Below are 25,992 nucleotides of genomic sequence, written 5' to 3'. Positions count from 1 at the left end.
TCCCCGTGAATCGGTCGTGGCCCCTGTCCGTGCTCACCCTCGCCCGTGTCGCCGCCGGCCTTCTCGCGGTCGTGGCGCTCGTCGGCACCCTCTGGCACGGACTCGACGAACGTGGTGTGGCCCTCGCCTTCGGGGTGCTGATCGCTGTTGGGGAGCTGGCCCGGTGGGGTGGGGCGGAGCAGCGGGAGGCCGCGCCGCTCGGGGCGGCCGGGGCGCTCGCGTACGCGCTGCTCGGGGAGAACGGCGGGCAGAGCAGCCACCACGGGGTGCTGCAGACCGTCGCCGTCGTCGTGGCGGCCTCGTTGGCGGGGTGCGTGCCCCATGTGGCCAAGGGGAACGGGCCCACCGCCGACCACCTCACGCGGCGCGTCCTGACCGTCGCCTTCGCCGCCGTCTGCTTCCAACCCCTCTACAACCAGGGCAGGTTGAGGGAGTGGGCCGCGGACGGACCCACGTACGCGGCCCTCGTCGTCGCGCTGCTCGTGCTGTCCGCGCTGTGGGACGCCGTACTGGCCGCCGCCATGGCGCACGCGCGGACCCGCTGGCCGTTCGGGCCGCTGCTGCGGGACGAGCTGCGGGGCACCCTCGGCATCGGGTCGGCGGTCTGCGCGACCGGCGCCGTGATGGCGCTCGCGGTCGCCGTCGCCGGCCTGTGGGCGCTGCCCGTGTTCTCCCTGCCGCTGCTGCTCACCCAGCTGTCCTTCCGGCGGTACGCGGCCGTGCGGACCACCTACCGCCAGACCATCGCCTCCCTCGCCCGGGCCACCGAGATCGCCGGCTACACCCCGGCGGGGCATGCCAGACGCGTGGCCGCGCTCAGCCGGGCCGTCGGCCGTGAGCTGGGCCTCTCCGAGCCCGAACTGACCGTTCTGGAGTACGCGGCCCTGATGCACGACATCGGTCAGCTGTCCCTCGTCGATCCCGTTCCCGCGGGGGCCACGGCCTCCCTCGCCCCCGACGACCAGCGGCGCATCGCCCTGCTCGGCGGTGCCGTGGTGCGCCGGACCGGGGTGGACGCGGAGGTCGCCGTGGTGGTGGAGCGCCAGGCGGACCCGTACCGCGAACAGCCGGTCAGCGCCAGAATCGTACGGGCGGTCAACGCGTACGAGGAGAAAGCCAGGGAAGCAGGTCCCGGCGGGCCCCTCAGGGCGTTGGAGGAGCTGAGGCTCGGCACGGCCCGGGACTATCAGCCCGAGGTGGTGGAGTCGCTGGCCAGGGTGCTGGCGAGGGGCAGTCTTATGCTGCCCCTGGCTGGGTAACCCATGGGTAATGAGCGCCCGTCCGACCGTCCGTGGTTGGATGCGAGGAAGAGGACATCAGGGGGCACAGTCCAGCCCGAGGCTGCACGCTCTTCAACGAACTGGCAGGCGGGAATCGTGAGGATCTTCGGCAAGGGACGGCACCGGCCCTCCGCCTCATGGCGGCAGGCCACCGACCGTGCGTTCACGCTGATCGGCGACGGCCGGTACGAGGACGCGGGGGCGCTGCTCACGCGCGCCGCGGACCTGGAACCCTGGCTGTCCGAGTCCTGGTTCAACCTCGCGCTCCTGCACAAGTTCCGGCACGACTGGGAGCAGGCGCGGGCGGCCGGTCTGAGGGCCGTGGCACTGCTCGACCGGGAGACCGGGGCCCCTGATTGGTGGAACGTCGGCATCGCGGCCACCGCCCTCCAGGACTGGCCGCTCGCGCGGCGGGCCTGGCAGGCCTACGGACTGCGGGTGCCGGGCGGCGCCACCGCCTCGGGCGAACCGGTGGGCATGGACCTCGGCAGCGCGGCCGTACGGCTGTCGCCCGAGGGCGAGGCCGAGGTCGTGTGGGGGCGGCGGCTCGACCCCGCCCGGATCGAGGTCCTCTCCATCCCGCTGCCGTCCTCCGGGCGGCGCTGGGGCGAGGTCGTGCTGCACGACGGGGTTCCGCACGGTGAGCGGACGACCGCCGCGGGGCACTCCTATCCCGTGTTCGACGAGATCGAGCTGTGGGCCCCCTCTCCCGTGCCGACCTGGGTGGTCCTCCTTGAGGCGGAGACCGAGGACGACCGGAACGCCCTGGAGCGGCTGGCGGCCGACGCCGGGTTCGCCGCGGAGGACTGGTCGTCGTCGGTCCGGCTGCTCTGCCGGATGTGTTCCGAGTCCCGGATGCCGTCCGACGAGGGGGACGGGGAGCATCTCGATCCGCACGATCACAGTGAGCCGGGGCATCCGGGGCCGCTGGGGCACCGGACGGACGGGCAGCTGTGGGTGCCCGAGCGGGAGTGTGGGCTTGCCGCCCCCGCCTCATTGGTGAGGGGGTTGCTGGACGGGTGGGTTGCCGACAGTCCCGACTCCCGGGACTGGCGGGATCTTGAAGAGGTTTGTTAAGGGCTGCGTGGGCTGTTCGTAGGCTGCGGGCCGTCCGTGGCTGGTCGCGCAGTTCCCCGCGCCCCTGAAGGGGCGCCCCTGTCAGGAGCGCCTCCTGACGGGGCGGCTCCTGGCAGGAAGCGCCCCGTACCCTGTTCAGCATCACAACCCTGTTTTCCGAGGAAGGCTTACGTCGGTCATGGCGCAGCAGGACACCGATCAGCAGCACGTGGGCGTGCTCCCCGTGGACGACGAGGGCTTCGTCATCGACAGTGAGGACGACGCGGGGGAGCGTGAGGCGGCCTATCGCGGGCGCGGCTCCTCGCGGCCCATCACGGTCGTCGGGAACCCCGTACTGCACAAGGAGTGCAAGGACGTCACGGAGTTCGGCGACGACCTCGCCAAGCTGGTCGACGACATGTTCGCCAGCCAGCACACCGCCGAGGGCGTGGGGCTGGCCGCCAACCAGGTCGGCGTCGACCTGAAGGTCTTCGTCTACGACTGCCCGGACGACGAGGGCAAGCGGCACGTGGGCGTCGTCTGCAACCCCGTGCTCGTGGAGCTGCCCGCCGAGCGGCGCCAGCTGGACGAGAGCAACGAGGGCTGCCTGTCGGTGCCGACCGCGTACGCGCCGCTGGCCCGGCCCGACTACGCCGAGGTCACCGGGCAGGACGAGAAGGGCAACCCGATCAAGGTGCGCGGCACCGGCTACTTCGCGCGCTGCCTCCAGCACGAGACGGACCACCTGTACGGGTACCTGTACATCGACCGGCTCTCCAAGCGCGAGCGCAAGGACGCGCTGCGGCAGATGGCCGAGAACGAGCCGCGGTACCCCGTCGTCGCGAACGACTGAACCACCGCCGCCGAAGCCACGGAGAACGGCCGAGAACAGTCGAGGACGGCTGCGAACGGCCGGCCGGTGGCCGCCGGTGGCCGCGAAGAACTCTGAACGGCTGTGAACGGCTGTGACAGAGAACGACAGCCGGGGCGTGAGCGTCCCGTATCCACGACGCCTGGTCGGATCACCTTCCGACCAGGCGTCGTTCGTCTGTGCGTCGCACGTTCGATCCCTTGTGCGCACGCAATGATCCATATTCAGTCACGTGAGGGGAGATTCTCGGCACGGTGGGGTAGTGAGTGAAGCAAATCCGTTCCCAGAACGGTCAGTTGTGGTGCTGAATGGGAAGTGCGGGGATACGCAACGGCGCACGCCCGGCACAGCGGGAGGGGCGTGTCGCCAACAGGCGGCTGAGAGGGGTTTGTTCGTGCCTGCTTTCCCACAGAGCACCACAACGACGCACACCGCGATCTCGGTTCCACCGGCGCTCTCTCTCCCGGTGATCGAGAGGGAGTTTCCCCGTCAACTCCATCCGTATTGGCCCCGGCTTCAGGAGAAGACCAGGGCCTGGCTCCTGGAAAAACGCCTCATGTCCCCGGACAAGGTCGAGGCATATGCCGACGGGCTTTGCTACACGGACCTCATGGCGGGCTACTACATTGGCGCGCCCGACCAGGTCCTCCAGGCGATAGCGGACTACAGCGCGTGGTTCTTCGTCTGGGACGACCGCCACGACCGCGACGTCATACACGGCCGGCCGGAGGCCTGGCGCAGGCTCCGGCGCCGGCTGCACACGGCTCTCGACTCCCCGTGGGACCACCTGCACCACCGGGATCCCCTGGTCGCGGGGTTCGCGGACAGCATGGTGCGGCTGTACTCGTTCCTGGGCGAGGGGTGGAACGTCCGGTTCGCCGACGACTTCCACGCCGTCATCGAGGCGTACGACCGGGAATTCCGCAACCGAACGGAAGGCATTGTCCCGACCGTCGACGAATATCTCGAACTGCGGCGGATGACTTTCGCGCACTGGATCTGGATCGACCTGCTTGAGCCGAGCGCGGAGTACGAACTGCCCGCCGCCGTACGGCAGAACTCCGCATATCGGCGGGCTTCGCTGCTGTGCCAGGATTTCGCCGCCTGGTACAACGATCTGTGTTCGCTTCCGAAAGAAATAGCGGGCGACGAGGTCCACAATCTCGGAATCAGTCTCATTCACCACGAGGGAATGCGACTCGAAGAAGCGGTGAAGGAAGTGAGGCGTCGGGTCGAGGAATGCATCAGCGAATTCCTCGACGTTGAGAAGGAGGTATTGCGGTACGCCGACCGGATCGACAGCGGATCCGTGCGGGGCGCCGAATTGGCGGACGCCGTGCGCGCGTGTCTGTTCAATATGCGGAACTGGTTCAGTTCCGTGTACTGGTTCCACCACGAGTCCGGCCGGTACATGGTCGACAGCTGGGACGACCGCTCCACACCCCCGTACGTCAACAACGAAGCGGCAGGTGAGAAATGACCGTCGAGTCCGTGCGGCCCGCTGCACCTCAGGCGGCAGAACTGTCCACCCCGCCCCTCGCCGGGGGCGGTGTCCCCGGCCTCGGTCACGGCCTGAAACTGGTCCGTGACCCGCTGGGCTTCCTGGCCCGGCTGCGCGACCAGGGCGACGTCGTCCGGCTGAGGCTCGGCCCGAAGACGGTGTACGCGGTCACCACGCCGGCCCTCACCGGAGCGCTGGCGCTGAACCCCGACTTCAAGATCGACGGACCCCTGTGGGAGTCCCTCGAAGGCCTGCTCGGCAAGGAGGGAGTGGCGACCGCCAACGGGCCGCGGCACCGGCGCCAGCGGCGGACCATCCAGCCCGCGTTCCGGCTCGACATCATCCCCGAGTACGGGCCGATCATGGAGGAGGAGGCGCACGCCCTCGCCGAGCGCATGGGGTCGGGCGAGACGGTCGACTGCACCTCGGAGTCGTTCCGGGTCGCCGTCCGTATCGCCGCCCGCTGTCTGCTGCGCGGCGACTTCATGGACGAGCGCGCCGAGCGGCTGAGCGTCGCGCTCGCCACGGTGTTCCGGGGCATGTACCGGCGGATGGTGATCCCGGCGGGGCCGCTCTATCGGCTGCCGCTTCCGGCCAATCGCAAATTCGACCGCGCACTGGCCGATTTGCACCTCCTGGTCGACGAGATCGTCGCCGAACGCCGGGCGTCTGGTCAAAAGCCGGACGATTTGCTGACGGCATTGCTGGAAGCGAAGGACGAGAATGGCGACCCGATCGGCGAACAGGAGATCCACGATCAGGTCGTCGCGATACTCACCCCCGGCAGCGAAACCGTCGCCTCCACGATCATGTGGCTGCTGCAAGTCCTCACCGAACATCCGGAACACGCGGACCGCGTACGCGAAGAGGTCGAATCCGTCGCGGGGGACCGTCCCGTCGCATTCGCGGATGTGCGGAAGCTGTCCCACACGAACAATGTCGTCGTCGAGGCCATGCGGCTGCGTCCCGCCGTATGGATATTGACGCGCCGGGCCGTGACCGAAACCGAACTGGGCGGGTATCGCATTCCGGCCGGGGCGGACATCGTCTACAGCCCGTACGCGATCCAGCGCGATCCGCGGTCGTACGACGGCAGCCTGGAGTTCGACCCCGACCGCTGGCTTCCCGAGCGCGCCAAGGACGTGCCGAAGTTCGCGATGAGTCCGTTCAGCGTGGGCAACCGGAAGTGCCCGAGCGACCACTTCTCGATGGCCCAGCTCAGCCTCATCACCGCGGCGGTGGCCTCGCGCTGGCGCCTGGAGCAGGTGTCCGACTCCGACGACACGACCCGGGTCGGCATCACACTGCGGCCGCACCGGCTGCTGCTGAGGGCGGTGGCCCGCTGAGCGCGCGGCGCACGTTCAGGCGGCCTCGGAGCCTCTGAACGTGCGCCGGTACGCGTTCGGGGTCGTCCCGAGCGAGCGGACGAACTGGTGGCGCAGCGCGGCCGCGGTCCCGAACCCCGTGCGGTCCGCGATGAAGTCCATGGTCTCGTCGGTGGCCTCCAGCAACTCCTGTGCCAGAAGCACCCGTTGACGCAGCAGCCAGCGGTACGGGGTCGTGCCAGTCTCCTGCTGGAAGCGGCGGGCGAACGTGCGCGGGGACATGAGCGCGCGAGCGGCGAGCTGTTCGACGGTCACCTCCTCGTCGAGGTGGCGCTCCATCCAGGCGAGCACCTCGCCGACCGTGTCGCACTGCGAGCGAGGCAGCGGCCGCTCGATGTACTGGGCCTGGCCGCCGTCCCGGTGCGGGGGCACCACCATGCGGCGGGCGATGGCGTTGGCGATCTCGGGGCCCTGCTCCTTGCGGACGATGTGCAGACAGGCGTCGATGCCGGCCGCGGTGCCCGCGGAGGTGACCACCGGGTCGTCGTCCACGTACAGCACGTCCGGCTCGACCCTCGCCCGCGGGTACTGCCGGGCCAGCGTGTCCACGTGCTGCCAGTGCACGGCGCAGCGCCGCCCGTCCAGGAGCCCGGCGGCGCCGAGCACGAAGACCCCGGAGCAGACGCTCAGGACCCGGGCCCCGCGGTCCACGGCCCGGCGCAGTGCGTCGAGCATCTCGGGCGGATACTCGCGTACGGCATAGGTGCTGCCGGCGGGTACGACGACCAGGTCGGCCTCCTCCAGCCGGTCGAGGCCGTACGGAGTGGCGACCGTGAACCCGGGGACGTGGGTGCTGAGGCTCGCCCCCGGAGTCTCCGCGGAGACCACCGCGAAGTCGTACACCGGCAGCCCCTCGTCACTGCGGTCGAGGCCGAACACCTCACAGACCACACCGAGTTCAAAAGGATGCACCCCGTCGAGCAGGACGACGGCCACGTTGTTCAGCATGCTGCCAGTGTGCACCCGATCTGGCAGGAAATCGAGGGTGTGCGGCAGTACTGCCACTCACGGTAAGGAGCAATCGGCGCGACAGTGGTGTCCATGGAAACGACACAGCTGGAAGGCCTGATCTCAATGCTCTTCGTCCTCGGAATCCTGGTCCTGCTCGTCCTCCCGTCGGTGATCGGCATCGTGCGCGACCGGCGCATCGACCGTCAGCTCAGGGAGGCCGAGCAGGGACACCTCAAGGATCAGAAGTCCTCGTCGAAGCCGACCGAACCCTCCACGGCCACCTGGTACGCCGAGGGCCGGCGCTCGAAGAAGTTGGTCAGCTCCTGAACGCCCTGCAGCTCCATGAAGGAGAAGGGGTTCTCGGAGCCGTACACCGGAGCGAAGCCGAGGCGCGCCAGGCGCTGGTCGGCGACACACTCCAGGTACTGCCTCATCGAGTCGGTGTTCATGCCCGGAAGGCCGTCACCGCACAGGTCGCGCGCGAACTGCAGCTCGGCCTCGACGGCCTCCCGGAGCATGTCGGTGACCTGCTCCTGGAGCCGGTCGTCGAAGAGCTCCGGCTCCTCCTTGCGGACGGTGTCCACGACCTCGAAGGCGAAGCTCATGTGCATCGTCTCGTCGCGGAACACCCAGTTGGTGCCCGTCGCCAGACCGTGCAGCAGACCCCGGCTGCGGAACCAGTAGACGTACGCGAAGGCACCGTAGAAGAACAGCCCCTCGATGCACGCGGCGAAGCAGATGAGGTTCAGCAGGAAGCGGCGGCGGTCGGCCTTCGTCTCCAGCCGGTCCAGCTTCTCCACCGAGTCCATCCACCTGAAGCAGAACTCGGCCTTCTCGCGGATGGACGGGATGGACTCCACCGCGTCGAAGGCCGCGGCCCTGTCCTCGGGATCGGGCAGATACGTGTCGAGCAGCGTCAGATAGAACTGGACGTGCACGGCCTCCTCGAAGAGCTGACGGCTCAGATACAGCCGCGCCTCGGGGGAGTTGATGTGCTTGTAGAGCGTCAGCACCAGGTTGTTCGACACGATCGAGTCGCCCGTCGCGAAGAACGCGACCAGCCGGCCGATCATGTGCTGCTCACCCGGTGACAGCTTCGCCAGATCGGTGACGTCCGAGTGGAGGTCGACCTCCTCGACGGTCCAGGTGTTCTTGATCGCGTCCCGGTAGCGCTCGTAGAAGTCCGGATAGCGCATCGGACGCAGGGTCAGTTCGAAGCCCGGGTCGAGCAGGTTCTTGACGGTCTTGTCGGGAGCGGTGGTCATTACTGGCAGGCCTCGCAGGACTCGGGGTTCTCAAGGGAGCAGGCGACGGCGTCCTCGTCGGGAGTCGCCTGTACGGGAATGGGGGCGGCCGCGGCCGAGGAGGAACCCGCGGCACGGGCGATGCGCGTCGCCGGGCGCGAGCGCAGGTAGTACGTAGTCTTCAGCCCCGACTTCCAGGCGTACGCGTACATCGAGGAGAGCTTGCCGATCGTCGGCGTCTCCAGGAACAGGTTCAGCGACTGGGACTGGTCCAGGAACGGGGTCCGGGCCGCCGCCATGTCGATCAGGTCGCGCTGCGGGATCTCCCACGCCGTGCGGTACAGATCGCGCACGTGCTGCGGCACCCACGTGAAGCCCTGCACCGAGCCGTTCGACTCGCGCAGCGCCTCCCGGGTCTGCGCGTCCCACACACCGAGCTTCTTCAGCTCCGCCACCAGGTAGGAGTTGACCTGGAGGAACTCGCCGGAGAGGGTCTCGCGCTTGAACAGGTTGGAGACCTGCGGCTCGATGCACTCGTAGACGCCCGCGATGGACGCGATCGTCGCGGTGGGCGCGATCGCGAGCAGCAGCGAGTTGCGCATGCCGACCGAGGTGATCCGCTCCCGCAGCGCGGCCCAGCGCTCCGGCCAGTTCAGCTCCACGTCGTAGTGGTCGGGGTGCAGCACGCCCTGTGCCGTACGGGTCTTCTCCCAGGCGGGCAGCGGGCCGTTGCGCTCGGCGAGGTCGGCGGACGCCTCGTACGCGGCGAGCATGACGCGCTCGGCGATCCGGGTGGAGAGCGCCTTGGCCTCGGCGGAGTCGAAGGGCAGCCGCAGCTTGAAGAGGACGTCCTGCAGACCCATCGCGCCCAGGCCCACCGGCCGCCACTTGGCGTTGGAGCGGCCCGCCTGCTCGGTCGGGTAGAAGTTGATGTCGACGACCCGGTCCAGGAACGTGACGGCCGTACGGACGGTCGCGTCCAGCCGCTCCCAGTCGATGACGTCGGTGGCCCCGGGGTCCGTGTCGACGAAGGCGCCCAGGTTCACCGAACCGAGGTTGCAGACCGCCGTCTCGCCGTCGTCCGTGACCTCCAGGATCTCCGTGCAGAGGTTGGAGGAGTGGACCGTGTGGCCGGGCAGCGCGGTCTGGTTGGCCGTGCGGTTGGCGGCGTCCTTGAAGGTCATCCAGCCGTTGCCGGTCTGCGCGAGGGTGCGCATCATGCGGCCGTACAGATCGCGGGCCGGGATGGTCTTCTTGGCGAGCCCCTGGTCCTCCGCCTTGCGGTAGGCGGCGTCGAACTCCTCGCCCCACAGGTCGACCAGCTCGGGCACGTCGGACGGCGAGAACAGCGACCACACGCGGTCCTCGTTCACCCGGCGCATGAACTCGTCCGGGATCCAGTGCGCGAGGTTCAGGTTGTGCGTACGCCGGGCGTCCTCACCGGTGTTGTCGCGCAGCTCCAGGAACTCCTCGATGTCGGAGTGCCAGGTCTCCAGGTAGACCGCGGCCGCGCCCTTGCGCCGGCCGCCCTGGTTCACGGCGGCCACCGAGGCGTCGAGCGTCTTCAGGAACGGGACGATGCCGTTGGAGTGTCCGTTCGTCCCGCGGATCAGGGAACCGCGCGAGCGGACACGGGAGTACGCGATGCCGATGCCGCCCGCGTGCTTCGAGAGACGGGCCACCTGGTGGTAGCGGTCGTAGATGGAGTCCAGCTCGTCCAGCGGGGAGTCGAGGAGGTAGCAGGACGACATCTGGGGGTGCCGCGTACCGGAGTTGAAGAGCGTGGGGGAGGACGGCAGATAGTCCAGGCGGCTCATCAGCCGGTACAGCGCGGCCACTTCGTCGACGGACCTGGCCGAGTCGTCCTCGGCGAGACCGGCGGCGACACGCAGCATGAAGTGCTGGGGAGTCTCGATGACGGACCGCGTGATCGGGTGCCGCAGCAGATACCGGCTGTGCAGCGTGCGCAGGCCGAAGTAGCCGAAGCGGTCGTCGCCCTCGAGGTCGATCAGCGCGTCCAGACGGGCCGCGTGGGTCCGTACGAACTCGGCGGTGCGGTCGGCGATCAGGCCCTCGCGGTGGCCGACCGCGACGGACTCGGAGAAGGACCTGACCCCCTGCGAGGCGGCCTCCTCGGCGATGCCGATCGTCAGCAGACGGGCGGCCAGCTTCGAGTACACGGGGTCCTCGGAGATGAGGCCCGCGGCCGACTCCGTGGCCAGCTCGCGCAGCTCCGCGGTGATCCCGTCGGCCCCGACGGAGGACCGGCCGCGCAGCGCGGCGGCGGCGACCTTGCCGGGATCGGCGTCGGGAAGGTCGGCGGTGAGGTCGGTCAGGGTCCGCAGCAACACGGTTCCCGGTCCGTCGGCCTCGGCCCTGTCCTGCTGGTACTGGGGCGCTTTCGCTGAGACCGGATCGGCTGGCGCGATGGTCACGTGGGGCTCTCCCTCGCTCGGCACGGGGCCTGCGGGGAGAGGGGTTCGGGGCACACGGGGGTACACGCTCTGCGCAGCGGTACGCCGCGTCCACCGGCCCACTCCGCGAGGCCCGGACGTCATGGCACCCGGGCCGGGTGGCCTGGGCACGCTGTCGACAGGTCCTCGGACTGACCAGGCGCACGGCTCTCCTCAGGGGACAGACATGCACAAGTACACCGTTGCGGGACAGTTCCGGATTCGCACCGGATTCCCCTGCGGCGACAGCGAGCATGAGCATACATCTTGTGCCGGGCTCGGGAAGCACCCCCACATCTTGTGTCGTGTCGGCTTCGGAGGGTGTCAGAGTGTCAACTCGTAGGTGAGCAGCATGATGTCGTCGAGGTCCGGGATCGGGTTCCAGTCGCGGTCCGGGGCGCGGGTGAAGCCGAGGCGTCCGTAGATGCGATGGGCGCTGTGCATGGTGCGCTGGGTGGACAGCACGACGCGTACACAGCCGTCCGTGGCCCGGGCACGCTCGACGCAGGCGCGCACGAGGGCCTCGCCCGCCCCGTGCCCGCGGGCCTCCTTCGCGACCGCCAGCATCCGTATCTCGGCCTCGCCCTCGCGCGCGATGTCGGCCATCGGTCCGCCGGACGGGACGAAGGTCACGCCGCCGACGACCCGCTCGGCCGCGCCCGTCCCCACCACGGCCACCAGTACGTCGGCCGCGGCGGCACGCTTCGCCACGTCCCGCAGCTCGCCCAGATACTCGTCGCTCTCCCCGAAGTCGAGGAGCCCGTCGCCGAGATAGGCCTGCGCGGTGATCTCGCCCACAGCCTCGTACTCCTCGGGCCTCGCCCGTCTGATCACGATGGTCATGCCTGGCAGTGTGCCCGAGGGGTACGACAAAGGGCTGCCGAGTTTCTCGCGCACCGGTGCCGGGGACGACGTCGCGTCGGTGCCAGGGACGTCCGAGGGGGGCGGGCTCAGCCCACGGCGGGCCACTGCGGGAGGGTCGTGACGAAGTCCTTCGTGAAGTCGCGTGGGCCCGGGCCGAGGGCCACGCGGCCCATGTGGCGGGTGCGGGCGGTCAGGGCGGGCGACTCGGTGTAGTAGTTCCGTTGGGCGGCCGAGGGGACGAACACGGTCTGGCCGCGGGTGAGTTCGCTGGCGCACTCGACGACGACGGCTCCCTCCGCGAGCGTCACGAACGACTCGTCCGCGCACACGCCCACGGCGAGCGGGTCGTGCAGCGGGCAGGAGTCGCCTCCGCCGTGGCGGCGGTAGGAGTCGATGTAGACCCGCAGCAGCCGGGCCGCGAGCGCCGCGCCCGCCCCCGCCGCCTCCAGCGCGGCGAGGTCGGCGGGGCCGAAGAGCCAGCGGTGCGAGGCGTCCAGGTCGACCATGGTGAACGGGATGCCCGAGGAGAGCACCACCTCGGCGGCGTCCGGGTCCGCCCACATGTTGAACTCGGCGACCGGGGTGATGTTGCCCGGCACCTGCGCGTTGCCGCCCATGAACACGAACTTCCGCACGCGGTGGGCGAAGGCCGGGTCCTCCAGGAGTGCGATGGCCACGTTGGTGAGCGGGCCGGTGGCGCACACGGTCAGCTCGCCCTCGTGCTCCCGGGAGAGCCGCAGCAGTGCCTGTGCGGAGGACTCCGTCAGGTGCCCGGCGGTCGAGTCGGGCAGCGTCTCCTGGCCGAGGCCCTCGGGGCCGTGGAAGTGGGCGGCGGCCGTGTACGGGAGACGGGTGAGGGGGCGGGCCGCTCCGCGGTGGACCGGGACGTCGGTGTCGATGCGGAGGGCTCTCGCCAGGGCGCGGGCGTTGCGGTAGGTCTGCCCGGCGGGGAGGTTGCCGCCGACGGAGGTGTAGGCCCGGAGGTCCCACCTGCCCGTGCCGAGCAGGTACTGGAGAGCCACGGCGTCGTCTATGCCGGGGTCACTGTCGAGGACGATCGGCGCGCGAGCGGTCACGCCGACCAGCGTAACCGCGGATTGCCGTGTGGCCAGGGGGAGTTGTCGGGTGCGGGCCCGGTGGGGGCTTGTCGCGCAGTTCCCCCGCACCCCTGGATACCCAGGGGCGCGGGGGAACTGCGCAGCGGGGGTTAGTGGTTGGCCCCCGCCGTGGCCGGCGGCAGCTCGACCTGGACTCCCTTGTCGCCCGCGTCCGCCGTGTAGTCCTCGGGGGACGTCTCGTCGATGCCCTCGGGCGCCTTGAGGGCCTTGAGGGCGAAGGTCAGGACGACCGTCACGACCACGTTCAGGACGAACGCCGTCAGACCGATGTAACCGATCTCCCCGATCCCGGGAATCTCCTTCGAGGAACCACCGAAGTGCTTCTGCGTCGGCGAGGCAACTCCGTACGCAGCCACCGTCCCGTACAGCATCCCGACCGCCCACCCGGCGAGCAGCGCCCACCGGTGGAACCACCGGGTGAACAGCCCACCGACCAGCGCCGGGAACGTCTGCAGGATCCAGATCCCGCCCAGCAGCTGGAAGTTGATGGCCACCGTCTTGTCCATGGTCAGGACGAAGACCAGCGCACCCACCTTCACGAGCAGCGAGACCAGCTTGGAGACCTTGGTCTCCTGCGCCGGCGTCGCGTCGGGCCGGATGAAGTCCTTGTAGATGTTGCGGGTGAAGAGGTTCGCCGCCGCGATGGACATGATCGCGGCCGGCACGAGCGCACCGATACCGATCGCCGCGAAGGCAACTCCCGCGAACCACGCGGGGAACATGTCCTCGAAGAGCTGCGGGATCGCCAACTGCCCGTTGGAGACCTTGACTCCGGCCGCGATCGCCATGAACCCGAGCAGCGCGAGCAGGCCCAGCATCAGCGAGTACAGCGGCAGGATCGTGGTGTTGCGCCGGATCACCTCACGGCTGCGCGACGACAGCGTGGCCGTGATCGAGTGCGGGTACATGAACAGGGCCAGCGCGGAGCCCAACGCCAGCGTGGCGTAGGTCCATTGGCCCGCCTCACCCGGTGCCAGCGCACCGCGCGGCGCGCCCGTCGCCGGGTTGGTCTGGCTGTACGCCTCGCCCGCCTTGGCGAAGATCTCGTCGAAGCCGCCCAGCTTGATCGGGATGTAGATGATCGCCACCGCGATGACGATGTAGATCAGCGTGTCCTTCACGAACGCGATCAGGGCGGGTGCGCGCAGACCGGACGAGTACGTGTACGCGGCCAGCACACCGAAGGCGATGAGCAGCGGCAGGTCCTTGACGAACCAGTTGGTGTCCTCGCCGCCGCCGACGCCCATCACGTCCAGGACGGCCTGGATGCCGACCAGTTGGAGCGCGATGTACGGCATCGTCGCGAGGATGCCCGTCACCGCGACGGCCAGCGACAGGCCCTTCGAGCCGAAGCGGCCGCGCACGAAGTCCGACGTCGTCACGTACCCGTGCTTGTGCGAGACCGACCACAGGCGGGGCAGGAATGTGAAGATCAGCGGGTAGACGAGGATCGTATACGGGACGGCGAAGAAGCCGGCCGCGCCCGCCGCGTAGATCGCCGCCGGGACCGCCACGAACGTGTAAGCCGTGTAGAGGTCGCCGCCTAGCAGGAACCAGGTGACCCAGGTGCCGAACGACCGTCCGCCCAGGCCCCATTCGTCGAGACTCTCGGTCTCGGCCCTGCGCCAGCGCGCGGCCAGGAAGCCCATGACCGTGACGGCCAGGAAGAAGAAGATGAAGACGGCGAGTGCCACGCCGTTCACGCCGTCGTTCATGCGGACGCGCCCTCCTTCTGGGACTTGCGGGCGCGCTGGTCACGGTTCCACAGCTTGTACGCGACCATCGTGAGTGCGGTCGAGATGAACACCCACAGCATCTGGTACCAGTAGAAGAACGGGATGCCGATGAAGGCCGGGTCGACCTTCGCGTACGAGCCGACCCAGAGCATCGCCACGAACGGCGCGATCAGGCAGACGGCGATCACCACGCGGACCGGTGTGACGACAGGCGGTGTCACGACCGGCGGGGTCGCCACCGGTGGTTTCCCTTCGGGCGCTCTTGGCGCATCCGGCGCTTCAGACATACTGCGGCTCCGTCCCCTCACTGATCACCTGTGCAACGCGCAGGAAATCTAAGGGACGGTTCCGCTTTATGGAACCCCCGTCCGCATAACGGATATGGCGTTCCGCTCACGGCCGCGGGCTGTCGAGCACGGAGCCCGACAGCCCGCGGACATGGCGCTCAGCAGCAGCGGAAGCCCTGCCGGGGGTCCTCTTCCTGACGGTCCGTGCGCATCCGCTCGAACTCCCGCCGCGACGGTACGACCGCCTCGGGGTGCCCCTCGCGCACATGCGCGACATAGCGGTCGTACGCCGATTCGTCGGTGAGCTCCCGTACGTACCAGCGCACGCCCCTGACCGTCCGGCTAGCCGCCCGGAGCAGCGCCGACCGCATCGCGTTCCTCCTCCTTCTCCTCCTTGGTCGGGAACAGCCCGGCCGGGGCGACGATCTTCGACTCGACATACGGCGACTCGCTGAGCGTGGAGAGCGCGGGACGGCGTATGTGCCGGATGCACACCCTCGTCGAGTCCGCGATCACGATCACGATGAGCAGGGCGAGGACTGCGGACAGGACGCCGTCGACTGTGGAGTTCGTGACGATCGTGTGCATGTCGTCCATGCTCTTGGCGGGCGCGATGAGCTCGCCCCGGTCGATGCCGTCCTGGTAGACCGAGCGCTGCTTGAAGAAGCCGACGCGCGGGTCGCTGGAGAAGACCTTCTGCCAGCTCGCGGTCAGCGTCACCGTGGCGTCCCAGGCGAGCGGAATCCCCGTGATCCAGGCCCATTTGAGGCGTCCGGACTTCACCAGCAGGGTCGTGCAGACGGCCAGGGCGACCGCCGCGAGGAGCTGGTTGGAGATACCGAAGATCGGGAAAAGCTGGTTGATCCCGCCGAGCGGTTCGTGGACGCCGACCCACAGGAAGTAGCCCCAGAGACCGCAGACGATCGCGCTCGTGATGACGAGTCCGGGCTTCCAGCTCACATTCTTGAAGGGTTTGTAGATGTTTCCCAGCGTGTCCTGGAGCATGAAGCGGCCCACGCGGGTGCCCGCGTCGAGCGCGGTCAGGATGAACAGCGCCTCGAACATGATCGCGAAGTGATACCAGAACGCGCGCAGACCGCCCCCGGTGACCTCGGAGAAGATCTCCGAGACGCCGATCGCGAGGGTGGGCGCGCCACCGGTCCGCGACAGCAGGGACGCCTCCTCGACGTTCTTCGCCGCGGCGGCCAGGTCCTCGGGGGAGATCTGGTACCCCCAGCTCCCCACCACCTGCGAGGCGTTCTGGACCGTGTCCCCGATGACACCCGCCGGCGCGTTCATCGCGAAGTACAGACCCGGGTCGATGATGGACGCCGCGATCAGCGCCATCACGGCCACGGACGACTCCATGAGCATGGAGCCGTACCCGATCATCCGGACCTGCGTCTCCTTCTGGATCATCTTCGGCGTGGTACCGGAGGAGATGAGGGAGTGGAAGCCGGACAGGGCCCCGCACGCGATGGTGATGAAGACGAACGGGAAGAGCGAACCGGCGAAGACCGGCCCGTCCCCGCGCGTGGCGAAGTCCGTGACCGGGTCCATCTTCAGCGTCGGCATCGCGACGACGACACCGATCGCCAGCAGCGCGATGGTGCCGATCTTCATGAAGGTGGAGAGGTAGTCGCGGGGCGCGAGCAGCATCCACACGGGCAGGATCGACGCGATGAAGCCGTACGCCACCAGCCAGATCACCAGTGTCGAGGGCGCGAGCGTGAACGCGCCGGCCCACGACGACTCGGCGACCCAGCGGCCCGCGACCAGCGCGAGCAGCAGCAGGCCGACGCCGATCAGCGAGACCTCGCTGACCCGGCCGGGCCGCAGGACCCGCAGGTAGAAGCCCATCAGCAGGGCGATCGGGATCGTCATCGCGATGGAGAAGGTGCCCCACGGCGACTGGGCGAGCGCGTTCACGATGACCAGCGCGAGCACCCCGAGCAGGATGATCATGATGGCGAAGGCGGCGAGCAGGGCGGCCGCGCCGCCGAACGGGCCGATCTCCTCGCGTGCCATCTGCCCGAGGGACCTGCCGTCCCGGCGGGTGGAGAAGAACAGGACGACCATGTCCTGGACCGCCCCCGCGAAGATCACGCCGACGATGATCCAGATGGTGCCGGGCAGATACCCCATCTGCGCGGCCAGTACGGGCCCGACCAGCGGACCCGCACCCGCGATCGCCGCGAAGTGGTGGCCGAGCAGTACGCGCCGGTCCGTGGGGTGGAAGTCGATGCCGTTGTTGAGCCGCTCGGCGGGCGTGGCCCGGGTCTTGTCGACCTTCAGGACCTTGTAGGCGATGAACTTCGAGTAGAAGCGATAGGCGATGGCGTACGAGCCGAGGGCGGCGGCCACCATCCAGACGGCCGACACCTCCTCGCCCCGGGACAGCGCGAGGACCGACCAACCGGCCGCGCACACCAGCGCGACGACGGTCCAGATGACGATGGTTTGCGGACTTGCCTTGCGAGGGCCTTGGGGCGATGCCGTCTGTGGGCTGTCGGTGCGCACGGGTCGTCCTCCCGTCCATGGGTGACGGGAGGACCGTAGAACAGGAAGAGGACCAGCGCTACACCATGCGCACCAGTCGATGTGCGCTTACGTGAACTCCCCTGCGCCGTTGTGGGCTTGGGGCGGTGGGGCGTGCGGGTGCGTCGTGGCTGATCGCGCAGTTCCCCGCGCCCCTCAAAGACAAAAGACCGGGCGCAACCCCCTGCTTTCAGGGGCGCGGGGAACTGCGCGATCAGCCCCCACCGGGCCCGCAGCCGCCCGCCCACCCCCACAACCCTTACTCCACAGGCCTCTTCAGACGCGCAACGAACTTGTACCGGTCCCCCCGGTACACCGACCGCACCCACTCCACCGGCAACCCACCCCTGTCGAGCGAGTGCCGGGACAGCATCAGCATCGGCAGCCCCACATCCGTACCGAGAAGACCCGCCTCCCGAGGAGTCGCCAGCGACGTCTCGATCGTCTCCTCGGCCTCGGCGAGATGAACGTCGTACACCTCCGCCAACGCCGTGTACAGCGAGGTGTACTTGACGAGCGACCGCCGCAACGCGGGAAACCGCTTCGCGGACAGATGCGTCGTCTCGATCGCCATCGGCTCCCCGCTCGCGAGCCGCAGCCGCTCGATGCGCAGCACCCGCCCGCCGGCGGTGATGTCGAGCAGCTCGGCGAGCGTGTCGTCCGCCGTGATGTAGCCGATGTCCAGGAGCTGCGAGGTGGGTTCGAGGCCCTGGGCCCTCATGTCCTCGGTGTACGAGGTGAGTTGCAGCGCCTGCGAGACCTTCGGCTTGGCGACGAACGTGCCCTTGCCCTGGATCCGCTCAAGGCGGCCCTCGACGACCAGCTCCTGAAGGGCCTGCCGCACGGTCGTGCGCGAGGTGTCGAACTCGGCGGCGAGGGTGCGCTCGGGCGGTACCGGTGTGCCGGGCGGCAGCGTCTCCGTCATGTCGAGCAGATGCTTCTTGAGGCGGTAGTACTTGGGCACGCGCGCGGTACGGATGGGGGCCCCACCCTCGTTCTCCGCACTGCTGACGTCGGTGCTCATACTCTGCCTTCCCGGCTCCAGGTGCCGATGGGCCGACGTGCGCGTCGGCCGCGGCTCACATCGTGGCACGGCTTGCCGTGCGAGTGTCCCCCCGCACGCTGCGTGATCCCCTCTATATACCGTCGGGGTCTCTTTTGGTCTAGTCCACAGGGCCGGAGAGCGGTTGCTACGGGCGCTCCAAGGGGGCTGCCGATGCGCCCGTCGAGGCATGCCCGTTCTGTTCCCCGTGTAGTGAAAGGTCCCTGCATATGTAGGTCGCGTAACGGACGGCCTGGAGCGGGTTTTCCACCCTTGACACCCCTCTAGGTCTAGGCCAAGCTCCCCCCTACTGGTCTAAACCATTGAGGACCAGGTCCCAGCCCCACGGGCAGTACTCGTCGTAAGTCACGCGGTGGGCAGGGGGGTTGCTGGAATCCCTGAGGAGGGTGACGTGAAGCGCAAGCTCATTGCGGCTGTCGGTGTCGCGGGCATGTTGATGTCCGTAGCGGCCTGTGGCGGCGACGACGGTGACAGTGGCGGCAAGACGGGGGCCGACGGGTTCAAGGGGCAGACCCTGACCGTCTGGGCCATGGACGGTTCCACGCCGCCCGGCTGGACCAAGGACCTCACGGCCGCCTTCGAGAAGAAGACGAAGGCCAAGCTGAAGTTCGAGACGCAGCAGTGGAACGGCATCCAGCAGAAGATCACCACCGCGCTCTCCGAGGAGAACCCGCCGGACGTCCTGGAGGTCGGCAACACCCAGACCCCGGCGTACGCGGCCACCGGCGGTCTCGCGGACCTGTCGGACCTCAAGTCGGAGATAGGCGCCGACTGGACCAAGGCCCTGAACGAGTCCTCGGTCTTCGACGGCAAGCAGTACGCGGCCCCGTGGTACTTCGCCAACCGTGTCGTCATCTACAACAAGAAGGTCTGGGCCGACGCGGGCATCAAGGACACCCCGAAGACGCGGGACGAGTTCTTCGACGCCCTGGAGACCATCGAAAAGAAGACCGACGCCGAGCCGATCTACCTGCCCGGCCAGAACTGGTACTTCTTCGACGGTCTGACCATCGGCCAGGGCGCCGACCTGGTGAAGAAGGACGGCGACAAGTACGTCTCCAACCTCGCGGACCCGAAGGTCGGCAAGGCCATGGAGATCTACAAGGAGTACCAGGCCTTCTCCAAGGCGCCCAAGGACAAGGACGAGGCGACCCCGCAGCAGGCCGAGGTCTTCGCCAAGGGCAACGTCGGTGCCTTCATCGGCATGGGCTGGGAGGCCGGCACGGCCATCGCCGCCAACAAGAAGATCGAGAAGGACATCGGCTACTTCACCATTCCCGGTGAGTCGGCCGCCGAGCCCGAGGGTGTCTTCCTCGGCGGCTCCAACTTCGCGGTCGCCGCGGGCAGCAAGAAGCAGGAACTCGCCAAGGAGTTCCTGAAGATGGCGCTGTCCGACAAGTTCGAGGGCGCGCTCGCCAAGGAGAACGGCGTCATCCCGAACAAGGAGTCGCTGCAGACCAACCTCGCGGGCAACGGCGCCGCCGAGGCCGCGGCCCCGGCCGCGGCCGGCGGTGGCACCACGCCGCTGATCCCCGAGTGGGCCGCCGTGGAGAACGACCCGAACCCGATCAAGGCGTACATGACCGCGGTTCTGAAGGGCAAGTCCCCCGCCGAGGCCGCCAAGCAGGTCGAGTCGGAGATCAACAAGCGGCTCGCACAGAGCAGCTGATCACCTGCGCGCCGGGGGCGGCCCTGTCCGTCCCCGGCGCGCCGGCGCATCGAACGATCTGCGACTCCTGAACCTGGAAGAGATGGCGAGCATGTCAGTGCAGACCGAACGCACGGACACAGGCACGGCCGCGGCGCCCGGTGTCCGTAAGACCGACGTAACCCCGCCCGGCGGTCCGGGGCAGGCCAGACGGCGCGGCGGCACGGCCGCCCCCTACCTGCTCCTGGTGCCCGCACTGCTCGTCACCGTGGTGCTGCTCGGCTGGCCGCTGGTCAAGAACGGCATGCTGTCGTTCCAGAACCTCAACCCGCGCCAGCTGATCCTGCACCTCACCGAGTGGAACGGCGGCGACAACTACAAGGAAGTCCTCGGCAGTTCGGACTTCTGGAAGGTCGTCCAGCGGACGGTCGTCTTCACCACGGCCAACGTCGTCCTCATCATGCTGCTCGGCACCCTCGTCGGACTGCTCCTCGCGCGGCTCGGCAAGCGCATGCGGCTCGTGCTGATGCTCGGCCTGGTGCTCGCCTGGGCGATGCCGGTGATCGCCGCGACCACCGTCTACCAGTGGCTGTTCGCCCAGCGCTTCGGCGTCGTCAACTGGCTGCTAGCCAAGGCCGGCTGGTCGTCGATGTCGGACTACAACTGGTTCGGCAGCCAGTTCTCCACCTTCTCCGTGATCACCCTGCTGATCGTCTGGCAGTCCATCCCGTTCGTCGCGATCAACCTCTACGCCGCCACGACCACCATCCCGAAAGAGCTGTACGAGGCCGCCTCGATCGACGGGGCCGGGATGTGGAAGAGCTTCACCCACGTGACCTTCCCGTTCCTGCGGCCGTTCCTGTGGGCGACGACCTTCCTGGAGGTCATCTGGGTCTTCAAGGCGTTCCCGCAGATCTTCGCGATGAACGCCGGCGGACCCGACCGGCTCACCGAGACCCTGCCGATCTACGCGTTCGTCGAGGGCCCCGGCAACCAGCACTACGGCATGGGCGCGGCGATCTCGTTCCTGACGATCCTCATCCTGCTCGGCCTGACCGCCTACTACCTGCGTACCGTTCTCAAGCAAGAGGAGGACGAGCTGTGAAGCGCTCCCTGATGGCCCGGCTGTGGCCCAACGCGACGGCCCTCGTCCTCTTCGTCGTCTTCGCGTTCCCCGTCTACTGGATGTTCGCGACCTCGCTGAAGCCGACCGGCGACATCATCGCGGACGACCCGGTCTTCCTGCCGACCGACATCACCTTCGACCACTTCCGACGGGCTCTCGACGCCGACCACTTCTGGACGCTGGTCGGCAACTCCCTGACGGTGACCACCCTCGCGGTGGTCTTCTCCCTCGTCATCGCGCTGCTCGCGTCCTTCGCGCTGGCCCGGATGCGGTTCAAGGGCAGGCGCGGCTTCCTCCTGACCTTCATGATCGCGCAGATGGCGCCCTGGGAGGTCATGGTCATCGCGATCTACATCATCGTGCGTGACGCCGACCTGCTGAACAGCCTCGTCCCGCTCACCGTCTTCTACATGATCATGGTGCTGCCCTTCACGGTCCTCACGCTGCGCGGCTACGTCGCCGCCGTGCCCAAGGAACTGGAGGAGTCGGCGATGGTCGACGGCTGCACCCGTCCGCAGGCCTTCGTGAAGGTCATCTTCCCGCTCCTCGCCCCGGGCCTGATGGCGACCTCGCTCTTCGGCTTCATCACAGCGTGGAACGAGTTCCCGCTGGTCCTGATCCTCAACAAGGACGCCGAGAAGCAGACGCTCCCGCTGTGGCTCTCCAGCTTCCAGTCGACGTTCGGCGACGACTGGGGCGCCACGATGGCGGCGGCCTCGCTCTTCGCCATCCCGATCCTGGTCCTCTTCGTCTTCCTCCAGCGCAAGGCTGTCAGCGGACTGACCTCCGGCGCGGTGAAGGGATAGCACCCCCGATGACCACCATCGCCTCCGGCACGGACACGCTGACCCGTGACGCCCTTGCCGTCCTGCAGCCCGGCTTCACCGGGACCTCGGCTCCCTCCTGGCTGCTGCGGCGGCTGGGCGAAGGCCTCGCCTCCGTCGGCCTGTTCGGCCGCAACATCGCCACGCCCGCCCAGGTGGCAGCCCTGACGGCCCAGTTGCGCGCGGAACGCGACGACGTGCTGGTCGCCATCGACGAGGAGGGCGGTGACGTCACCCGTCTGGAGGTGCGTACGGGGTCCTCGTTCCCCGGCAACCACGCGCTGGGCGCGGTCGACGACACCGGGCTGACCGAGGCGGTCGCCCACGAGCTGGGCCGCCGGCTGGCCGCCTGTGGCGTGAACCTCAACTGGGCGCCGTCCGCCGACATCAACTCCAACTCCGACAACCCCGTCATCGGCGTACGGTCCTTCGGCGCCGACACCTCACTGGTGGCCCGGCACACGGCCGCGTACGTCTCCGGGCTGCAGTCCGCCGGGGTCGCCGCCTGTACCAAGCACTTCCCGGGCCACGGCGACACGGCGGTCGACTCGCACCACGCGATGCCGCGCATCGACGCGGACCTCGCGGTCCTGGAGTCCCGCGAACTGGTGCCGTTCCGCGCGGCCATCGAGGCGGGCACCCGTGCCGTGATGAGCGCGCACATCCTGGTCCCGGCCCTGGACCCTGTCCACCCCGCGACCCTCTCGCGCCGCATCCTCACCGGTCTGCTCCGCGAGGAACTGGGCTACGACGGCCTGATCGTCACCGACGGCATGGAGATGCAGGCCATCTCGGCGACCTACGGCATCGAACGGGGCAGTGTCCTCGCGATCGCCGCCGGCGCCGACGCCATCTGCGTGGGCGGCGGACTCTCCGACGAGCCGACGGTCCTGCGACTGCGGGACGCCCTGGTCGCGGCGGTCCGCTCGGGCGAACTCCCCGAGGAACGCCTGGCGGACGCGGCGGCCCGCGTCAGAGCACTGGCGTCCTGGACGGCTTCGACGCACCCGACACCTTCAACACCCGCGTCGGCAGTTTCCGCAGCGGGGACCGAGGCGGGGTCCGCTGCGGGCTCCGACGCGAGGACCGACGTCGGGCTGGTGGCGGCCCGACGGGCGCTGACGGTCACGCGCGGAGCGCACTTCGCACCGGTCACCGAGGCTCCGTACGTCGCCGCCTTCACCCCCGTCGCCAACATCGCCGTCGGTGACGAGACCCCCTGGGGCGTCGCCGCCGAACTGCGGCGCATGCTGCCGGGCACGGAGACCGGGAGCTTCACGGGGGAGCGCGCCGGGGCCGAGGCCCTCGCGGCGGCCGGCTCCCGCCGCGTGGTCGCGGTGGTCCGCGACGCCCACCGCCACACCTGGATGGCCGAGGCCCTCGACACCCTGCTCGCCGCCCGCCCCGACACGGTCGTGGTCGAGATGGGCGTGCCGCAGTCACCGCCCCGGGGCGCCCTCCACATCGCCACCCACGGCGCGGCCCGCGTCTGCGGCCTCGCGGCGGCGGAGGCCATCGCCGGGGCGTGAGCCGGACGGGGCATGTCCGGCTCACCGCACGAACGAAGGTGCCGGGTCCTCCACGAGGGACCCGGCACCTTCGTATTCGTGCTTACTCGCACCCCTTCGTACGCACTCGTATCGTGAAGCGAGTCGCCTAAATACCCTGCCAGTCCGGCTTGTTGGCGTACGTGTGCCGGAAGTAGTCCGCGAGCTTCAGCTTGGACGCGGCCGCCTCGTCCACGACGACCGTGGCATGCGGATGCAACTGGAGCGCCGACGCGGGGCACACCGCGGCGACGGGCCCCTCGACGGTCGCCGCGACGGCATCCGCCTTGCCCTCACCCGTGGCGAGCAGCACCAGATGCCGTGCCTCCAGAATCGTCCCGATCCCCTGGGTGATCACGTGATGCGGCACCTGCTCGATGTCGCCCTCGAAGAACCGGGCGTTGTCCACCCGCGTCTGCTCGGTGAGGGTCTTGATCCGCGTACGCGAGGCGAGCGACGAACACGGCTCGTTGAACCCGATGTGCCCGTCGGTCCCGATCCCGAGGAGCTGGAGATCGACCCCGCCGGCCTCGGCGAGCGCCTTGTCGTACGCCTCGCACGCCGCCCGCACGTCCTCGGCGGTCCCGTCAGGTCCTATGAACGCGTCGACGTCCAGCCCCAACGGCTTCAGCACCTCGCGCCGCAGCACCGACCGGTACGACTCGGGATGCTCGGCCGGCAGTCCCACGTACTCGTCGAGCTGCGCGACCCGCGCCCGCGAGGCGTCCACGGCCCCGGAATCCACCTTCGCCGCCAGCGCCTGGTAGATGGGCAGCGGCGTCGAGCCGGTGGCCACCCCGAGCAGTGCGTCGGGCTTGTGCCGGAGCAGCTCCGCCATGGCCTCGGCAATGAGCTCGCCACCCGCCTTGGCGTCCGAAACGATGACAACTTCCACGCTGGGCCTGCCGTTCTGAAAGGTGAAGGGGACACAACCGAACATGTGGTATAGACCAATCTAGCAGAACGGCTCTCCACGGTCGCCCCTCGGCCGACCTCGGCCGCCCCCGGCTCGGGGCGCCCCGACCAACCACACTTGACCGGCACCCCGACCCCATGGCGGGCGCCCGGAACCCCGACCCACGGCGGGTGACCGGAACCCCGAGCCGCGGCGGGTGACTGGCAGCCCGACCCCGCGGCGGGTGACTGGCAGCCCGAGCCACGGCAGGCGCCCGACACCCCACCCCGAGCGGGCGCCGCTCGCCCCGGGGGAGTGGAATGGAACCTGCGCACGCGCAACCGAGCCCTGCCACCCCCTCCCGCGGACCCAGCTCCGCCCGCCATGCAACAGCCCCAGGAGGAAACGCCATGACCGCCACCCCGCCGGACCCCCAGCCCGACGCGCAGCCGGCATCCGCCGAGTCCGACCGCCCGGGCCGGATCATGGCCCGCGAGATGGCCGAGCAGCCCGCCGTCCTGCGACGGATCCTGGAGGAGGGCGCCCCGCGCATCCAGGACGTGGCCCAGCAGGTCGCCGCCCGCAAGCCCCGCTTCGTGCTGCTCACCGCCCGAGGGACCTCCGACAACGCCGCCCTCTACGCCAAGTACCTCCTGGAGATCCGCCTCGGCCTGCCGTGCGGCCTCGCCTCCATGTCGACCACGACGGCCTACGGTGCCCGCCCCGACCTCACCGACGTCCTGGTGATCGTGGTCAGCCAGTCCGGCGGCTCCCCGGACCTGGTGGCCTCGACCCGGGCCGCCCGCGAGGCCGGCGCCATCACGCTCGCGGTGACCAACAACCCGGACTCACCGCTGGCAGCCGTCTCCGAGTACCACATCGACATCATGGCCGGGCCGGAGAAGGCCCTCCCCGCGACCAAGACCTACACCGCCTCCCTCCTCGCCCTCTATCTCTTCGTCGAAGGACTGCGCGGCGGCGACGGCGCCCAGGCCAAGGTGCTCCCCGACCTCGCCGAGCAACTGCTCGTCCGCCAGGACGAGATCCGTGCCCTCGCCTCGCGCTACCGCTTCGCCGAGCGCATGGTGATCACCTCCCGCGGCTACGGCTATCCCACCGCCAAGGAAGCCGCACTCAAGCTCATGGAGACCAGCTACATCCCCGCCCTCTCCTACTCCGGCGCGGACCTGCTGCACGGCCCGCTCGCCATGGTCGACAACATCTCCCCGGTCATCGCGGTCGTCACCGACGGCAAGGGCGGCGCGGCACTCCAGCCCGTGCTCGACCGGCTGCGCGGACGCGGCGCCGACCTCGTCGTCATCGGCCCCCGCCCCCAGGTCGAACAGGCCTCCGCCGGCTTCGTCCTGCCCACCGAGGGGGTGGCCGAAGAGGTCCAGCCGATCCTGGAGATCCTCCCGCTCCAGCTCCTCGCCTACGAGGTCACCATCGCCCGCGGCCAGGACCCCGACGCACCCCGCGCCCTCGCGAAGGTCACAGAAACCCGCTGACCCCGAGCCTCCCGCCGATCCGGAGCCGCCCCGCCAGTCGCGAGCCGCGCCCGCCGATCCCGAGCCGCCTCACTGAACCGAAGCTGCCCCGCCAGTC

Annotated in this window: 22 protein-coding genes and 1 riboswitch; of the genes, 11 read left to right on the top strand and 11 right to left on the bottom strand. The window is 69.2% G+C overall.

Annotated elements, in window-relative coordinates:
• The first annotated feature begins 5 nt into the window (after nucleotides 1–5).
• From JEQ17_RS16430 to JEQ17_RS16410, 5 genes are all read left to right on the top strand, one after another.
• Nucleotides 6–1,259, top strand: a complete 1,254-nt coding sequence (locus JEQ17_RS16430; RefSeq protein WP_407700055.1) for an HD-GYP domain-containing protein — start codon at nucleotides 6–8, stop codon at nucleotides 1,257–1,259.
• 117 nt (nucleotides 1,260–1,376) lie between these two features.
• Complete coding sequence (locus tag JEQ17_RS16425) at nucleotides 1,377–2,357, top strand: tetratricopeptide repeat protein (RefSeq protein WP_055617768.1); 981 nt, start codon at nucleotides 1,377–1,379, stop codon at nucleotides 2,355–2,357.
• A gap of 178 nt (nucleotides 2,358–2,535) precedes the next feature.
• A complete protein-coding gene (gene def, locus JEQ17_RS16420) occupies nucleotides 2,536–3,189 on the top strand; it encodes a peptide deformylase (protein ID WP_055617767.1) in 654 nt (217 codons plus the stop codon).
• A gap of 412 nt (nucleotides 3,190–3,601) precedes the next feature.
• Entirely contained in the window at nucleotides 3,602–4,687 is a 1,086-nt protein-coding gene (cyc1, locus tag JEQ17_RS16415) for an epi-isozizaene synthase (protein WP_200401520.1), read from the top strand.
• On the top strand, nucleotides 4,684–6,054 hold the full coding sequence (locus JEQ17_RS16410; protein WP_200395947.1) for a bifunctional albaflavenone monooxygenase/terpene synthase: 1,371 nt from the start codon (nucleotides 4,684–4,686) through the stop codon (nucleotides 6,052–6,054). The genes cyc1 and JEQ17_RS16410 overlap by 4 nt, the downstream gene beginning before the upstream one ends.
• A 15-nt stretch (nucleotides 6,055–6,069) precedes the next feature.
• Here JEQ17_RS16410 and JEQ17_RS16405 read toward each other — a convergent pair whose 3' ends face one another.
• Nucleotides 6,070–7,041, bottom strand: a complete 972-nt coding sequence (locus tag JEQ17_RS16405) for a helix-turn-helix domain-containing protein (RefSeq protein WP_200395946.1) — start codon at nucleotides 7,039–7,041, stop codon at nucleotides 6,070–6,072.
• A 93-nt stretch (nucleotides 7,042–7,134) separates the two neighbouring features.
• On the opposite strand from JEQ17_RS16405, the gene JEQ17_RS16400 reads away from it, so the two are divergent.
• Nucleotides 7,135–7,371 (top strand): hypothetical protein, encoded by a 237-nt coding sequence (locus JEQ17_RS16400; protein WP_200395945.1) that lies wholly within the window; start codon nucleotides 7,135–7,137, stop codon nucleotides 7,369–7,371.
• Here the strand turns inward: JEQ17_RS16400 and JEQ17_RS16395 are convergent.
• The 9 genes from JEQ17_RS16395 to JEQ17_RS16355 all read right to left on the bottom strand — a co-directional run bounded on the left by JEQ17_RS16395 (nucleotide 7,284) and on the right by JEQ17_RS16355 (nucleotide 18,308).
• Nucleotides 7,284–8,309, bottom strand: coding sequence for a ribonucleotide-diphosphate reductase subunit beta (locus tag JEQ17_RS16395; protein ID WP_200395944.1), 1,026 nt, complete (start codon nucleotides 8,307–8,309; stop codon nucleotides 7,284–7,286). The two genes, JEQ17_RS16400 and JEQ17_RS16395, sit on opposite strands and share 88 nt — an antisense overlap.
• Entirely contained in the window at nucleotides 8,309–10,723 is a 2,415-nt protein-coding gene (locus tag JEQ17_RS16390) for a ribonucleoside-diphosphate reductase subunit alpha (RefSeq protein WP_200395943.1), read from the bottom strand. The genes JEQ17_RS16395 and JEQ17_RS16390 overlap by 1 nt, the downstream gene beginning before the upstream one ends.
• Nucleotides 10,724–10,862: 139 nt before the next feature.
• Nucleotides 10,863–11,003, bottom strand: a riboswitch (cobalamin riboswitch).
• A 62-nt stretch (nucleotides 11,004–11,065) separates the two neighbouring features.
• Entirely contained in the window at nucleotides 11,066–11,584 is a 519-nt protein-coding gene (locus JEQ17_RS16385; RefSeq protein WP_200395942.1) for a GNAT family N-acetyltransferase, read from the bottom strand.
• 107 nt (nucleotides 11,585–11,691) lie between these two features.
• On the bottom strand, nucleotides 11,692–12,681 hold the full coding sequence (locus JEQ17_RS16380; RefSeq protein ID WP_200395941.1) for a nucleoside hydrolase: 990 nt from the start codon (nucleotides 12,679–12,681) through the stop codon (nucleotides 11,692–11,694).
• A 131-nt stretch (nucleotides 12,682–12,812) separates the two neighbouring features.
• On the bottom strand, nucleotides 12,813–14,438 hold the full coding sequence (gene mctP, locus JEQ17_RS16375; protein ID WP_200395940.1) for a monocarboxylate uptake permease MctP: 1,626 nt from the start codon (nucleotides 14,436–14,438) through the stop codon (nucleotides 12,813–12,815).
• Nucleotides 14,435–14,746 (bottom strand): DUF3311 domain-containing protein, encoded by a 312-nt coding sequence (locus tag JEQ17_RS16370; protein ID WP_383398748.1) that lies wholly within the window; start codon nucleotides 14,744–14,746, stop codon nucleotides 14,435–14,437. The genes mctP and JEQ17_RS16370 overlap by 4 nt, the downstream gene beginning before the upstream one ends.
• Nucleotides 14,747–14,904: 158 nt before the next feature.
• Nucleotides 14,905–15,117: a YbdD/YjiX family protein gene (locus JEQ17_RS16365; protein ID WP_200395938.1), complete on the bottom strand. Its 213-nt coding sequence runs from the start codon at nucleotides 15,115–15,117 to the stop codon at nucleotides 14,905–14,907.
• A complete protein-coding gene (locus JEQ17_RS16360) occupies nucleotides 15,089–17,266 on the bottom strand; it encodes a carbon starvation CstA family protein (RefSeq protein WP_200395937.1) in 2,178 nt (725 codons plus the stop codon). The genes JEQ17_RS16365 and JEQ17_RS16360 overlap by 29 nt, the downstream gene beginning before the upstream one ends.
• 277 nt (nucleotides 17,267–17,543) lie before the next feature.
• Nucleotides 17,544–18,308 carry a GntR family transcriptional regulator gene (locus JEQ17_RS16355; RefSeq protein WP_189837546.1) on the bottom strand — a complete coding sequence of 255 codons (765 nt, stop codon included), beginning with the start codon at nucleotides 18,306–18,308 and terminating at the stop codon, nucleotides 17,544–17,546.
• Between the two features lie 430 nt (nucleotides 18,309–18,738).
• Between JEQ17_RS16355 and JEQ17_RS16350 the strand changes: the two genes are divergently transcribed.
• The 4 genes from JEQ17_RS16350 to JEQ17_RS16335 all read left to right on the top strand — a co-directional run bounded on the left by JEQ17_RS16350 (nucleotide 18,739) and on the right by JEQ17_RS16335 (nucleotide 23,474).
• A complete protein-coding gene (locus JEQ17_RS16350) occupies nucleotides 18,739–20,016 on the top strand; it encodes an extracellular solute-binding protein (RefSeq protein ID WP_200395936.1) in 1,278 nt (425 codons plus the stop codon).
• Between the two features lie 91 nt (nucleotides 20,017–20,107).
• On the top strand, nucleotides 20,108–21,100 hold the full coding sequence (locus tag JEQ17_RS16345; protein ID WP_200395935.1) for a carbohydrate ABC transporter permease: 993 nt from the start codon (nucleotides 20,108–20,110) through the stop codon (nucleotides 21,098–21,100).
• A complete protein-coding gene (locus JEQ17_RS16340; protein WP_200395934.1) occupies nucleotides 21,097–21,927 on the top strand; it encodes a carbohydrate ABC transporter permease in 831 nt (276 codons plus the stop codon). The genes JEQ17_RS16345 and JEQ17_RS16340 overlap by 4 nt, the downstream gene beginning before the upstream one ends.
• A gap of 8 nt (nucleotides 21,928–21,935) precedes the next feature.
• The gene (locus tag JEQ17_RS16335) at nucleotides 21,936–23,474 is read left to right on the top strand and encodes a glycoside hydrolase family 3 protein (protein ID WP_200395933.1); all 1,539 of its coding nucleotides are present in this window, start codon (nucleotides 21,936–21,938) and stop codon (nucleotides 23,472–23,474) included.
• A gap of 127 nt (nucleotides 23,475–23,601) precedes the next feature.
• Here JEQ17_RS16335 and nagB read toward each other — a convergent pair whose 3' ends face one another.
• Nucleotides 23,602–24,387: a glucosamine-6-phosphate deaminase gene (nagB, locus tag JEQ17_RS16330; RefSeq protein ID WP_189837551.1), complete on the bottom strand. Its 786-nt coding sequence runs from the start codon at nucleotides 24,385–24,387 to the stop codon at nucleotides 23,602–23,604.
• Nucleotides 24,388–24,797: 410 nt separating this feature from the next.
• On the opposite strand from nagB, the gene JEQ17_RS16325 reads away from it, so the two are divergent.
• Nucleotides 24,798–25,895: an SIS domain-containing protein gene (locus tag JEQ17_RS16325; protein WP_200395932.1), complete on the top strand. Its 1,098-nt coding sequence runs from the start codon at nucleotides 24,798–24,800 to the stop codon at nucleotides 25,893–25,895.
• Nucleotides 25,896–25,992: the final 97 nt, after the last annotated feature.

Source organism: Streptomyces liliifuscus (assembly GCF_016598615.1).
Taxonomy (GTDB): domain Bacteria; phylum Actinomycetota; class Actinomycetes; order Streptomycetales; family Streptomycetaceae; genus Streptomyces; species Streptomyces liliifuscus.
The sequence above is the reverse complement of the archived record's forward strand: the minus strand, read 5'-3'. Positions and strand labels throughout refer to the sequence as shown.